Below are 13,104 nucleotides of genomic sequence, written 5' to 3'. Positions count from 1 at the left end.
CCCGACTGTTACGTGTGTACGTAGGGGAAGGCCAGCATGGATAAAGTCATTGTCATCACCGGTGGCGGGCGCGGAATCGGCGCAGCCACGGCATTGTTGGCGGCCGAACAGGGCTACCGGATCTGCATCAACTATCAGTCGGATGAACAGGCCGCACACAGCGTGCTCGAGCAGGTCAGAGCCTTGGGCGCCCAGGCCATCGCAGTGCGCGCCGATGTCAGCATCGAAGACGAAGTGATCGCGATGTTCAGCCGTGTCGACACCGAACTGGGCCGCGTCACGTCGCTGGTCAACAATGCCGGCACCGTCGGGCAGAAGTCGCGAGTCGATGAAATGTCCGAATTTCGCATCCTCAAAATCATGAAAACCAACGTACTGGCGCCAATTCTCTGCGCCAAACACGCGATCCTGCGCATGTCACCCAAACATGGCGGGCAGGGCGGCAGCATCGTCAACGTGTCCTCGGTCGCGGCTCGCCTCGGGTCGCCAAACGAATACGTTGATTACGCTGCATCCAAAGGCGCGCTGGATACGTTCACCATCGGCCTGTCGAAAGAAGTCGCGGGCGAGGGAATCCGTGTGAATGCCGTGCGTCCGGGCTACATCTATACCGATTTCCATGCCTTGAGCGGCGATCCTGATCGGGTCAGCAAGCTTGAGTCGGCCATCCCGATGGCCCGTGGCGGCCGGCCGGATGAGGTCGCGGAGGCGATTGTCTGGTTGCTGTCCGACAAGGCTTCTTACGCGACGGGGACGTTTGTTGATTTGGGAGGCGGGCGCTAGGGTCGAAAGATTTTCGCTGACAGTGCGGTCCTCATCGCTGGCTTGCGAGCGATGAGGCCGGTGCAAACGGCACAAAACCCCTCAGAACGAACGCACAATCCGCCCCAACGTCTCCATGGCCTTTTCCGATTCATCGGTCCACGGGCTGCCGTAATTCAAGCGAATGCAATTTCTGAAGCGCTGGGTCGGCGAGAAAATCGGCCCCGGCGCGATGCTGATGCCTTGCGCCAGCGCCATTTGAAACAGCTTCAGCGAATCCATCTGCTCCGGCAATTCCAGCCATAGAAAATAGCCGCCCGCCGGTTGGCTAACCCGAGTCTGAGCGGGGAAATAACGGGCAATTGCGGCAAGCATCGCGCTTTGCTGTTCTTCCAGGGCATAGCGCAGTTTGCGCAGATGCCGGTCGTAGCCGCCGTGTTGCAGATAGTCGGCGATCGCCGCTTGCGCCGGCATGGAAGCGCATAACGAGGTCATCAGCTTCAGCCGTTCGATTTTCTGCGCGTAGCGCCCGGCGGCGACCCAGCCGATGCGATAGCCGGGTGCAAGGCTCTTGGCGAACGAGCCGCAATGCATGACCAAGCCCTCGGTGTCGAAGGCCTTGGCCGGTTTCGGCGCCTGTTGCCCGTAATAAAGCTCAGCGTAGACGTCGTCCTCAATCAACGGCACCTGATGCTGGCGCAGCAGCTCGACCAGTTCCTGCTTGTTCGCCTCGGGCATGCTCGCGCCCATCGGGTTCTGGAAACTGGTCATGCACCAACAGGCCTTGATCGGGTGACGTTCGAGGGTTTGCGCCAGTACGCCGAGGTCGATGCCGTCGCGTGGGTGCACGGGAATTTCCACGGCTTTGAGCTTCAGGCGTTCGAGCACTTGCAGGCTGGCATAAAACGCCGGGGCTTCGATGGCCACCAGATCACCCGGCTCGGTCACCGCTTGCAGGCACAGGTTCAGCGCTTCAAGGGCGCCGTTGGTGATGAGCAATTCTTCCATTGGCAGCATCAGGCCGCCGACCATGTAACGCAGGGCGATCTGCCGACGCAGTTGCGGGTTGCCCGGCGACATGTCGGTCACCACCATGCGCGGATCCATGTCCCGCGCGGCGCTGGCGAGCGAGCGTGACAGGCGCTGCAGGGGAAACAGCATCGGGCTGGGGAAGGCCGAACCGAACGGCACGGTGGTGGGGTCCTTGATCGAATCGAGCACCGAGAACACCAGTTCGCTGACGTCGACTTCAGTGGACTCGTTGACCTGGCTGCTGATGACCGGCTCGGAGAATGTGCTCGGCGTATGAGCGTTGACGAAGTAACCGGAACGCGGCCGGGCGCGAATCAGCCCGCGGCGCTCGAGCAGGTAATAAGCCTGAAACACTGTTGACGGGCTGACCCCGTAAGTCTGGCTGGCATAGCGCACCGAAGGCACTCGCTGGCCAGGGCCCAGCACGCCGGAGCGGATCAGTTCAGCGATGTCGTCGGCAAATTTTTCGTAGCGTTTCATCGGTGGATCCGGTGGGTTCTTGTAAAGGAGTCGCGAATGAAAGCATCGCAGTCTAACGACAATCAGCGATTCATCGGCGCCACAAACCGGCTGTTCGCCACGCTGTAAATCTGCGGTTCGTCAATGTCTTCAATCTTGAAGCTCAATGTTTGCGAGCTGCTCGCCGGGCGCTCGGTCGTCATTGCCACCGACACCGGCACATCGACAATCTCCTCCGGCGCCAGGCTCAGGGCCGTCTTGCCCTGCAGCTCGAATCCTTCAGCGCCAACCAGACTCAACCGGTATTCCTGACGCTGCTGAGTCTTGTTGATCACTTTCAGCGAGTAAATATTCTCGATCTGCCCCTGAGCATTCTCACGAAACAACCCGCGATCCTTGGTTACGTCCAGCGATACCATCGGCCGCTCGACCAGTGCCAGCGCTAGCGCTCCAATCATCACCAACAACACCGCCGTATAGCCGATCAGACGCGGACGCAGCAGATGAGTCTTGCCGCCCTGTAATTGACGCTCGGAACTGTAGCGAATCAAGCCGCGCGGGTAATGCATTTTGTCCATGATCGAATCGCAGGCGTCGATGCACGCGGCGCAGCCAATGCATTCCATCTGCAAGCCATCGCGAATGTCGATGCCAGTCGGGCAGACCTGCACGCACAACTGGCAATCGATGCAATCGCCCAGACCTGCTTCGACGGGGCGTACCTCACGTTTGCGCGGGCCACGGTTCTCGCCACGGGCGGCGTCGTAGGCAATGGTCAGCGTGTCCTTGTCGAACATCACACTCTGGAACCGCGCATACGGGCACATGTGCATGCACACCGCCTCACGCAGCCAGCCGGCGTTGATGTAAGTGGCGGCGGCAAAGAACAGTACCCAGAACAGGCTGACGCCACCGATTTGCAGGGTCAGCAGTGCTTCGGCCAGCGGGCGGATCGGGGTGAAGTAGCCGACGAAGGTCAGGCCGGTGATCACGCTGATTGCCAGCCACAATGTGTGCTTGGCCGCGCGCCGGGCGAGCTTGTTCAGGCTCCACGGCGCGGCTTGCAACTTGATCCGCTGGTTGCGCTCGCCTTCGGTGATCTTCTCGCACCACATGAAGATCCACGTCCACGAACTCTGAGGGCAGGTGTAACCGCACCAGACCCTCCCGGCGAACACAGTGATGGCGAAGAGTCCGAACGCGGCAATGATCAGCAGCGCCGAGAGCAGAATGAAATCCTGCGGCCAGAACGTCGCGCCGAAAATGTGAAATTTGCTTTCCGCCAGATCCCACAGCACCGCCTGCCGACCGCCCCAGTTCAACCACACGGTGCCGAAGAACAGCACGAACAGCACTCCGGCGCCGCTCATACGCAGGTTACGGAACAGACCGGTGAAACTGCGGGTATGGATCTGCTTATCGGTGGATCCGGCAGTCGCTTTCAGAGGGCGCGCGGGTACGCTTTTTATAGTCGGCGCTGCTTCTACGGTTCGGACGGGGATTTGCTCGCTCATGTTCGTTCGCTCATCAGCCTCCATCAGGCCAATGCACTATGAGCGCCGATCTGTTTGCAGAACAGACTCAGCTCTGGCAATTAAAAGCGGATCAGATGAGCTTTGGCGCGGTGCCTGCGACAACTTGAAGCATCAGGCCGGGCGCGGCGCAAACGCCTGTTGCAGGCGTCTGCGGGGGGTGTTGATCGAGGTCAATCAAACCACCGAATCACGATCGTCGGCTTTCAGATGTTTGCGCCCGTCTTTGGCCCCAGCGACGGTGAGGGCGTCGGCTTCCGCTTCGGTCACGTAGGTGCGTTTGCCTTCAATTTCCACGAACGACATGGCTTTGTCGCTATCGGTCAGGACTTCCAGCGTGTCGCAGATACGAATTTCCTCGCCATGTTCAACAGTGAAAAAACACACTTTCTGCTCGGGATTGGTTTCATCGATTCGAACGGGCATGACGGCAGTCCTTTTTCCGGTTAGGTCTGCACGTTAGGAAGCGCAACGCGCCGATCGTTCTGCGCAACCGATTAATGGTCGCTGTTGTCCATCGCTTATCAGGCCAATAACAAGGGAAGCACGATGGAAGACTGGTGGGATGAGGTGTGGGCAACGATGCAAGCCGAATTTGCCGACATTGGCGATGCCTCGCAGATGACCCGGATCACCGTACGTCTGGTGATGGCGGCGATTCTCGGCGGGATTCTCGGTTTCGAGCGTGAACATAAAGGCAAGGCAGCGGGCGTGCGCACGCACATGCTGGTGGCGTTGGGCGCTGCGCTGTTTGTATTGGTGCCGCAGACCTCGGGCGCCGAGTCCGATGCCATGAGCCGAGTGCTGCAGGGCGTGATCGCCGGGATCGGCTTTCTCGGCGCCGGGACCATTCTGAAAAATCAGCAGGGCGATGAAGCGCATGTCAAAGGCCTGACCACAGCGGCCGGTTTATGGATGACCGCAGCGATCGGCGTGGCGGCAGGGCTCGGCAAGGAGGCGACCGCCTTGCTCAGTACCATCCTGGCGCTGGCGATCTTCAGCGTGATGCCTTACGTGGTGAGAGTGTTCGAAAAGGACGTCGACAAGAACGACCACCTGTAGCCCATCGCTCGGTCCCGTGTAGGAGCTGCCGAAGGCTGCGATCTTTTGATTTGCAGGGCGGCAAAGAGATCGCAGCCTTCGGCAGCTCCTACAGGGCTGGCAAAGCAGATATGGATATGTCAGACGATTACCGGCGGCATTGTGCTCGGTGGTTCTTCTTTTGGCGGTGGCGTGGTGCCGGGCGGTTCTTGTTCCGGAACCGCCGGCGGCTCGGTCTCGGGCAGGGTGGGTTTGTCGATGTTCGGATCAGGCGTTTCTGCCGGGATCGGGATGCTCATCAGGTGACCTCCGTATGGCACATGGCGTGGGACGTGCTTAAGTGAGTTGACCCGGTCACGGCTGATTCGATCCGTGCGTGCGTCTCGATAATTTCATCTGAACTTTTCCCCGCGCCGGTTGCTCGGAAACTAAGTGAGTTCATGACAGGGCCGGCGCTTTGTCGCGAATACTGTTCTGGCACAAGAGCGTCCTTGGGGCGTTAAGGAGAGATGCTCAATGACTGCTGAAAAACCTTCAGAGCTGAGTTACAACCCGCACATGCCGCTGTCGCAGGCGTTGCTGCTGCCGCGTATCGTCATCGAAAACACCATGCCGACTCTCGACGGCGGCCAGTTTGCAGTCAAATCCATTGCCGGGCGCGAGGTCGTGGTAACCAGCAAAGTGTTCGCCGACGGTCATGACAAGCTCGCCGTGCGCATCCGCTGGCGCGAGGAAGGCCAGGAATCCTGGCAGACCGAGGTCATGGCCGATCAGGGCAACAACACCTGGCAAGGCCGCTTCCGTCCGCAAGAGCAGGGCCGCTACCTCTATTGCATCGAAGCGTGGATCGACCATTTCGCCAGTTTCCAGTACGAGCTTGAGAAGAAGCACAGCGCTGCGGTGCCCGTTTCGCTGGAGCTGCAGGAAGGCCGAACCATGGTGCAACAGGCCGCCGAACGCAGCGAAGGCCAGCTCAGCGAGCAACTCGCCGCACTGCACCATGAGTTGTCCGGCCTGCTCGAAACCGAACAGGTCGCGCTGTTTCTGCACTCGCGCAGTGCAGAGCTGATGGCTCAGGCCGATCACCGCGCCTATCTCAGCGTCAGCGCCGAATTCCCGATGGACGTCGAGCGTGAACTTGCAGAGTTCGCCAGTTGGTATGAACTGTTTCCGCGCTCGATCACCGACGACCCCAAGCGTCACGGCACTTTCAACGACGTGCACTCGCGCCTGCCGATGATTCAGGACATGGGCTTCGACGTGTTGTATTTCACGCCGATTCACCCGATCGGCCGCGCCCACCGCAAGGGCCGCAACAATTCCCTGACCGCCGGGCCCGACGATCCCGGCAGCCCGTACGCGATCGGCAGCGAGGAGGGCGGCCACGAAGCGATTCACTCGCAGCTCGGCACGCGTGAAGACTTCCGCCGCCTGGTGGCCGCCGCCGCCGATCATGGTCTGGAAATCGCCCTCGACTTCGCCATTCAGTGTTCCCAAGATCACCCGTGGCTCAAGGAGCATCCGGGCTGGTTCAACTGGCGCCCGGACGGCACGATCAAATACGCCGAAAACCCGCCGAAGAAATACCAGGACATCGTCAACGTCGACTTCTACGCGCCGGATGCGATTCCGAGCCTGTGGGTCGAGCTGCGTGACATCGTGGTGGGCTGGGTCAAGGAAGGCGTGAAGATCTTTCGCGTCGACAACCCGCACACCAAACCGCTGCCGTTCTGGCAATGGCTCATTGCCGACGTGCGCACGCTGTACCCGGAAGTGATTTTCCTCGCCGAAGCCTTTACCACGCCGGCGATGATGGCGCGTCTGGGCAAGGTCGGTTATTCGCAGAGCTACACCTATTTCACCTGGCGCAACACCAAGGCCGAACTGGCGGAATATTTCACCGAGCTGAACCAGTCGCCGTGGCGCGAGTGCTACCGGCCGAATTTCTTCGTCAATACCCCGGATATCAACCCGGCGTTCCTGCACGAGTCGGGGCGTCCCGGTTTCCTCATCCGCGCGGCACTGGCGACCATGGGCTCGGGCCTGTGGGGCATGTATTCCGGCTTCGAGTTGTGCGAATCGGCACCGGTGCCGGGCAAAGAGGAATATCTGGATTCAGAGAAATACGAAATCCGCGTCCGCGATTTCACCGCGCCCGGCAACATCATTGCCGAGATCGCCCAACTCAACCGCATCCGTCGGCAGAACCCGGCGCTGCATACGCATCTGGGGCTGAAAATCTACAACGCCTGGAACGACAACATTCTGTATTTCGGCAAGCGCAGCGCCGACGGCAGCAATTTCATCCTGGTCGCGGTCAGCCTCGATCCGCATAACGTTCAGGAAGCGAATTTCGAACTGCCGCTGTGGGAAATGGGCCTGGCGGATGACGCCACCACTCATGGCGAAGATTTGATGAACGGCCATCGCTGGGATTGGCACGGCAAATATCAATTCATGCGCATTGACCCTGCGTATCAGCCGTTCGGGATTTGGCGAATCAGCGCTACGTAATGATCGTTCCCACGCTCTGCGTGGGAACGCATCCCGGGACGCTCCGCGTCCCAAAGCGGACGCAAAGCGTCCATGGCGGCATTCCCGCGCAGAGCGTGGGAATGATCATCGTGGGACGCACATAAAGTATTCAACAGGAGTTCCACATGGCGAAGAAACCCAAGGCAGCCGCCTTCATCAAAGACCCGCTCTGGTACAAGGACGCGGTGATTTATCAGGTTCACGTCAAATCGTTCTACGACTCCAACAATGACGGGATCGGCGACTTTCCCGGGCTTATCGCCAAACTCGATTACATTGCCGATCTCGGCGTCAACACCATCTGGCTTCTGCCGTTCTACCCTTCGCCACGCCGCGACGACGGTTACGACATCGCCGAATACCGCGGCGTGCACAGCGATTACGGGACCATGGCCGACGCCAAGCGCTTTATTGCCGAAGCGCACAAACGCGGCCTGCGGGTGATTACCGAGCTGGTCATCAACCACACTTCCGACCAGCACCCGTGGTTCCAGCGTGCGCGTAAAGCCAAGCCCGGTTCGGCGGCGCGGGACTTTTATGTCTGGTCGGATGACGACCAGAAATACGACGGCACGCGGATCATTTTCCTCGACACCGAAAAATCCAACTGGACCTGGGATCCGGTCGCCGGCCAGTATTTCTGGCACCGTTTCTACTCGCACCAGCCCGATCTGAACTTCGACAACCCGCAAGTGATGAAAGCGGTGTTGTCGGTGATGCGTTACTGGCTGGACATGGGCATCGACGGTCTGCGCCTTGATGCAATTCCGTACCTGATCGAGCGCGACGGCACCAATAACGAAAACCTGCCCGAGACTCACGACGTCCTCAAGCAGATCCGTGCCGAGATCGACGCCAATTACCCTGATCGCATGTTGCTCGCCGAGGCCAACCAGTGGCCGGAAGACACTCAGCTGTACTTCGGCGACACCGATGCCGCTGGGGTCAACGGCGACGAATGCCACATGGCCTTTCACTTCCCGCTGATGCCGCGCATGTACATGGCGTTGGCTCAGGAAGATCGCTTCCCGATTACCGATATTCTCCGCCAGACCCCGGAGATTCCAGCGAACTGCCAGTGGGCGATCTTCTTGCGCAACCACGATGAGCTGACCCTGGAAATGGTCACCGACCGCGAGCGCGATTACCTGTGGAACTACTACGCCGCTGACCGTCGCGCACGGATCAACCTCGGCATTCGCCGCCGACTCGCACCACTGATGGAACGCGATCGGCGCCGCATCGAACTGCTCAATAGCCTGTTGCTGTCGATGCCGGGCACGCCCACGCTGTATTACGGCGACGAAATCGGCATGGGCGACAACATTTACCTTGGCGACCGCGACGGCGTGCGTACGCCCATGCAGTGGTCGATCGACCGCAACGGCGGTTTCTCCCGCGCCGATCCGGCCAGTCTTGTGCTGCCGCCGATCATGGATCCGCAGTATGGTTATCAGTCGGTCAACGTCGAAACCCAGTCCGGCGATCCCCATTCGCTGTTGAACTGGACGCGGCGTCTGCTGGCCGTGCGCAAGCAGTCGAAAGCCTTTGGCCGCGGTACTTTGAAGATGCTGTCGCCGACCAACCGTCGCGTGCTGGCCTACACCCGCGAATACACCGATGCCGACGGTAAGCATGAAATCATTCTGTGCGTGGCCAACGTCTCGCGCAGTGCGCAAGCGGTCGAACTGGATCTGTCGGCGTATGTCGGCATGGTGCCGGTGGAAATGCTCGGCGGTAACGCGTTCCCGCCTATCGGCCAACTGAATTTCCTCCTGACCCTCGCGCCATATGGCTTCTATTGGTTTGCGCTGGCGACGGAAAACCAGATGCCGAGCTGGCACGTCGAGCCGGCGCAAAGCCTGCCGGACTTCACCACGCTGGTGCTGAAAAAACGCATGGAAGAACTGCTCGAAGCGCCGTCGCGCAACACACTTGAGCAAAGCATCCTGCCGAGCTGGCTGCAGAACCGGCGCTGGTTCGCCGGCAAGGATGCGGCGATCGAGAAGGTCAATCTGGCTTACGGCGTGCGCTTCGGCGATGCCCAGCACCCGGTGCTGCTCAGCGAGATCGAAGTCACCAGCGGCGGCCAGACCAACCGTTATCAACTGCCGTTCGGCTTTATCGCCGAGGACCACGTCGGCCCACCATTGCCGCAGCAATTGGCGCTGTCGCGGGTCCGCCGTGTGCGCCAAGTCGGTCTGATCACCGATGCGTTCAGCCTGGAGACCTTCGTCCGCGCGGTGCTGCAGGGCATGCAGAACAACACGGTGCTGGAATCGATCGAGGGCGAAATCCGCTTCGAACAGACCCCACATCTGGAAAAACTCGGCCTCAACGCCGAGTCGGATGTGCGTTACCTGTCGGCCGAGCAATCGAACAGTTCAGTGGTGATCGGCAACAGCCTGGTGCTTAAGCTCATACGTAAAGTCGCTTCTGGCGTACACCCGGAACTGGAGATGAGCGCTTACCTGACCGAGGCCGGGTTTGCCAATATCTCTCCACTGCTGGGCTCGGTGATTCGTCGCGACGCCCAAGGTCAAGACAACCTGCTGATGATCGCGCAGGGCTACCTGAGCAATCAGGGCGACGCGTGGGAATGGACGCAGAACAACCTTGAACGGGCGCTGCGCGATGAGCTGGCCGATGCCATGTCCGAGCAGGAGCAACATTACAACGCCTTGGGTGAGCTGAAGGATTTCGCCGGCATGCTCGGCCAGCGTCTGGGCGAGATGCACCAGGTGCTCGCGGCGCCTACCGATAACGAAGACTTCGCTGCGCAGGTGTCGTCAAGCAAGGACATGGCTGCAACGGGCAAGGATGTCACCGCCCAGGTCGAACACGCGTTGAAACTGCTCAAGCAGCATCAAAGCGAGTTGAACCCGGCGGACCAGAAACGGGTCAAGCGTCTGCTCGATGAGAAGAAAACCATTCTTGCGCACGTGCAGGACCTGGCGAAGAAAGCCACCGGCGGATTGCGCATTCGGGTGCACGGCGACTTGCATTTGGGCCAGGTGCTGGTGATCAAGGGCGATGCCTACCTGATCGACTTTGAGGGCGAACCGGCGCGGCCGCTGAGCGAGCGTCGCGGTAAACACAGCCCGTACAAAGATGTCAGTGGCGTACTGCGTTCGTTTGATTACGCCGCGGCGATGACCATCAACGTGCACAACGTCGACAACAGCACTGAAGCTGAAGCGGCGCGTAAACGCGTTGCCGAGCGTTATCTGCGTGAAGCGCGTGAGGCATTTGTTCAGTCATATCGCGAGGCGGCAGCTAGTCTTGAGCATGCCTGGCAGGATCCTGAGGGTGCCGACGCCGCGCTGGCGTTGTTCGGCCTGGAAAAAGCCGCTTATGAAGTGGCCTATGAAGCGGAAAACCGCCCTACGTGGCTGCCCGTGCCATTGCACGGCTTGTATGGATTATTGACTGGGCTTAAACCCTTTTCCGATCTTGGTGGAGAGTAGTCATGAGTTTCTCGAACAAGGAACAGGGTGTGGTAAAGGAAGCGTTGTTACCTTCGGCACGTGACGTCGATGCCTTGGTGCGCGCTGAGCATCACGACCCGTTTTCCATTCTCGGCCCGCACGGCGATGGCGCTGGTGGCCAGTTCATCCGCGCGTATCTGCCCGGTGCACTGAGTGTGGCGGTGCTGGACAAGGACAGCGGCGAAGAACTCGGTCCGCTGCAGATGACCGAAACCCCGGGGCTGTTTGTCGGGCATTTCGATCAGGCGCGACCGTATCTGTTGCGTACGCGCTGGGCCGGTGGCGAGCAGGTCGCGGAAGATCCGTACAGCTTCGGCCAGTTGCTTGGCGAAATGGATTTGTACCTGTTCGCCGAAGGCAACCACCGCGACCTCAGTGCCTGCCTCGGCGCGCAGTTGAAAACCGTTGATGGTGTCGACGGCGTGCGCTTTGCCGTGTGGGCACCGAATGCTCGCCGCGTGTCGGTGGTTGGCGATTTCAACGTCTGGGACGGTCGTCGCCACCCGATGCGCCTGCGTCACCCATCGGGCGTTTGGGAGCTGTTCATCCCACGTCTGCAAGCGGGGGAGTTGTACAAGTACGAAATCCTTGGCGCCCACGGCATTCTGCCGCTCAAGGCCGACCCGATGGCGCTGGCCACCAGCCTGCCGCCGGACACCGCCTCGAAAGTCGCCTCGCCTCTGCAAATCGACTGGCAGGATCTTGACTGGATGAATGCCCGTCAGGATCGGCAAAAGCATTCCAAGCCTTTGTCCATCTACGAGCTGCACGCCGGTTCCTGGCAGTGCGAGCTGGATGATCTCGGCGAAGTCGCGCGTCAGTACACCTGGCCGGAACTGGCTGAGCGGCTGATTCCTTATGTGAAGGAGCTGGGGTTCACCCACATCGAACTGATGCCGATCATGGAGCACCCGTTCGGCGGTTCCTGGGGTTACCAGTTGCTCTCACAATTCGCGCCGAGCGCCCGTTATGGCACGCCGGATCAGTTCGCCGCATTCGTCAACGCCTGTCACCGGGCCGACATCGGCGTGATTCTCGACTGGGTGCCGGCGCATTTTCCCACCGACACCCATGGTCTGGCGCAATTTGACGGCACCGCGCTGTACGAATACGGCAACCCGCTGGAAGGCTTTCACCAGGATTGGGACACGCTGATCTACAACCTCGGCCGCACCGAGGTGCACGGCTACATGCTCGCTTCGGCGCTGCATTGGCTGAAACACTTCCATATCGATGGTCTGCGTGTCGATGCCGTGGCCTCGATGTTGTATCGCGACTATTCGCGCAAGGCTGGCGAATGGGTGCCGAACCGCCACGGTGGTCGGGAGAATCTCGAAGCAATCGACTTCCTGCGTCATTTGAACGATGTGGTCGCGCTGGAAGCCCCGGGTGCGCTGGTGATCGCTGAAGAATCCACCGCATGGCCGGGCGTCAGCCAGAGCACCCAGCAGGGCGGCCTCGGCTTTTCCTACAAATGGAACATGGGCTGGATGCACGATTCGCTGCACTACATCCAGCAGGATCCGGTGTACCGCGCCCATCACCACAATGAGTTGAGCTTTGGTCTGGTCTACGCCTGGTCGGAGCGTTTCATCCTGCCGATTTCCCACGATGAAGTGGTGCACGGCAAGCACTCGCTGATCGACAAGATGCCCGGCGACCGCTGGCAGAAATTCGCCAACCTGCGCGCGTACCTGAGCTTCATGTGGACGCACCCGGGCAAGAAACTGTTGTTCATGGGCTGCGAGTTTGGCCAATGGCGCGAGTGGAATCACGATCAGCAGCTGGACTGGTACCTGCTGCAGTACTCCGAGCACAAGGGCGTACAGAAACTGGTTGGCGATCTCAACCGTTTGTATCGCGAAGAGCCGGCGCTGCACGATCAGGACGACGCCCCGCAAGGCTTCCAGTGGTTGATTGGCGATGATGCGATCAACAGCGTTTACGCGTGGTTGCGCTGGAGCAAGGATGGCTCGCCGGTTTTGGTCGTCGCCAACTTCACTCCGGTACCGCGCCAGGCATATCGTGTCGGCGTACCGTTTGCCGGGCGCTGGACCGAGTTGTTCAACAGCGATGCCGACATTTATGCCGGTTCCAATTATGGCAATGGTGGCGGGGCGTTGACCGAAGAGGTACCCAGTCATGGCCAGTCGTTGTCGCTGGAGCTGAATCTGCCACCGCTGGCGGTGTTGATCCTCAAGCCGCAAGGCTGATTCGCAACCGCATCCCAATTGTGGGAGCGGGCTTGCTCGCGA

General features: G+C 60.1%; 9 protein-coding genes. 5 read left to right on the top strand and 4 right to left on the bottom strand.

Features of this window, described 5'->3' with window-relative positions:
* Positions 1-36 precede the first annotated feature (36 nt).
* Positions 37-783: an SDR family oxidoreductase gene (locus ACIGDJ_RS01470; RefSeq protein WP_101159520.1), complete on the top strand. Its 747-nt coding sequence runs from the start codon at positions 37-39 to the stop codon at positions 781-783.
* Positions 784-864: 81 nt separating this feature from the next.
* Here ACIGDJ_RS01470 and mapR read toward each other — a convergent pair whose 3' ends face one another.
* The 3 genes from mapR to ACIGDJ_RS01455 all read right to left on the bottom strand — a co-directional run bounded on the left by mapR (position 865) and on the right by ACIGDJ_RS01455 (position 4,211).
* Positions 865-2,274 (bottom strand): GntR family transcriptional regulator MpaR, encoded by a 1,410-nt coding sequence (gene mapR, locus ACIGDJ_RS01465; protein ID WP_101159521.1) that lies wholly within the window; start codon positions 2,272-2,274, stop codon positions 865-867.
* A gap of 62 nt (positions 2,275-2,336) precedes the next feature.
* Entirely contained in the window at positions 2,337-3,767 is a 1,431-nt protein-coding gene (gene ccoG, locus ACIGDJ_RS01460; protein ID WP_101159522.1) for a cytochrome c oxidase accessory protein CcoG, read from the bottom strand.
* 195 nt (positions 3,768-3,962) lie between these two features.
* Positions 3,963-4,211: a DUF3203 family protein gene (locus tag ACIGDJ_RS01455; RefSeq protein WP_101159523.1), complete on the bottom strand. Its 249-nt coding sequence runs from the start codon at positions 4,209-4,211 to the stop codon at positions 3,963-3,965.
* A 123-nt stretch (positions 4,212-4,334) separates the two neighbouring features.
* On the opposite strand from ACIGDJ_RS01455, the gene ACIGDJ_RS01450 reads away from it, so the two are divergent.
* Positions 4,335-4,847, top strand: coding sequence for an MgtC/SapB family protein (locus tag ACIGDJ_RS01450; protein ID WP_016774631.1), 513 nt, complete (start codon positions 4,335-4,337; stop codon positions 4,845-4,847).
* A gap of 119 nt (positions 4,848-4,966) precedes the next feature.
* Here the strand turns inward: ACIGDJ_RS01450 and ACIGDJ_RS01445 are convergent, their stop codons facing one another.
* Positions 4,967-5,125, bottom strand: a complete 159-nt coding sequence (locus tag ACIGDJ_RS01445; protein WP_165368403.1) for a hypothetical protein — start codon at positions 5,123-5,125, stop codon at positions 4,967-4,969.
* 217 nt (positions 5,126-5,342) lie between these two features.
* On the opposite strand from ACIGDJ_RS01445, the gene ACIGDJ_RS01440 reads away from it, so the two are divergent.
* From ACIGDJ_RS01440 to glgB, 3 genes are all read left to right on the top strand, one after another.
* A complete protein-coding gene (locus ACIGDJ_RS01440) occupies positions 5,343-7,340 on the top strand; it encodes an alpha-1,4-glucan--maltose-1-phosphate maltosyltransferase (RefSeq protein WP_312999323.1) in 1,998 nt (665 codons plus the stop codon).
* Positions 7,341-7,486: 146 nt separating this feature from the next.
* The gene (gene treS, locus ACIGDJ_RS01435) at positions 7,487-10,828 is read left to right on the top strand and encodes a maltose alpha-D-glucosyltransferase (protein ID WP_101159525.1); all 3,342 of its coding nucleotides are present in this window, start codon (positions 7,487-7,489) and stop codon (positions 10,826-10,828) included.
* A 2-nt stretch (positions 10,829-10,830) separates the two neighbouring features.
* Positions 10,831-13,062: a 1,4-alpha-glucan branching protein GlgB gene (gene glgB / locus ACIGDJ_RS01430; RefSeq protein WP_312999328.1), complete on the top strand. Its 2,232-nt coding sequence runs from the start codon at positions 10,831-10,833 to the stop codon at positions 13,060-13,062.
* Positions 13,063-13,104: the final 42 nt, after the last annotated feature.

The sequence above is a fragment of the Pseudomonas sp. NPDC079367 genome (assembly GCF_044542195.1).
Classification (GTDB): Bacteria; Pseudomonadota; Gammaproteobacteria; order Pseudomonadales; family Pseudomonadaceae; genus Aquipseudomonas.
Note: the sequence above shows the minus strand (reverse complement) of the source record. Positions and strands in the feature narration are given on the sequence as shown.

Coding starts and splice junctions, on each gene's coding strand:
- ACIGDJ_RS01470 (WP_101159520.1), top strand. CDS start 37: ATGGATAAAGTCATTGTCATCACCGGTGGCGGGCGCGGAATCGGCGCA.
- mapR (WP_101159521.1), bottom strand. CDS start 2,274: ATGAAACGCTACGAAAAATTTGCCGACGACATCGCTGAACTGATCCGC.
- ccoG (WP_101159522.1), bottom strand. CDS start 3,767: ATGAGCGAGCAAATCCCCGTCCGAACCGTAGAAGCAGCGCCGACTATA.
- ACIGDJ_RS01455 (WP_101159523.1), bottom strand. CDS start 4,211: ATGCCCGTTCGAATCGATGAAACCAATCCCGAGCAGAAAGTGTGTTTT.
- ACIGDJ_RS01450 (WP_016774631.1), top strand. CDS start 4,335: ATGGAAGACTGGTGGGATGAGGTGTGGGCAACGATGCAAGCCGAATTT.
- ACIGDJ_RS01445 (WP_165368403.1), bottom strand. CDS start 5,125: ATGAGCATCCCGATCCCGGCAGAAACGCCTGATCCGAACATCGACAAA.
- ACIGDJ_RS01440 (WP_312999323.1), top strand. CDS start 5,343: ATGACTGCTGAAAAACCTTCAGAGCTGAGTTACAACCCGCACATGCCG.
- treS (WP_101159525.1), top strand. CDS start 7,487: ATGGCGAAGAAACCCAAGGCAGCCGCCTTCATCAAAGACCCGCTCTGG.
- glgB (WP_312999328.1), top strand. CDS start 10,831: ATGAGTTTCTCGAACAAGGAACAGGGTGTGGTAAAGGAAGCGTTGTTA.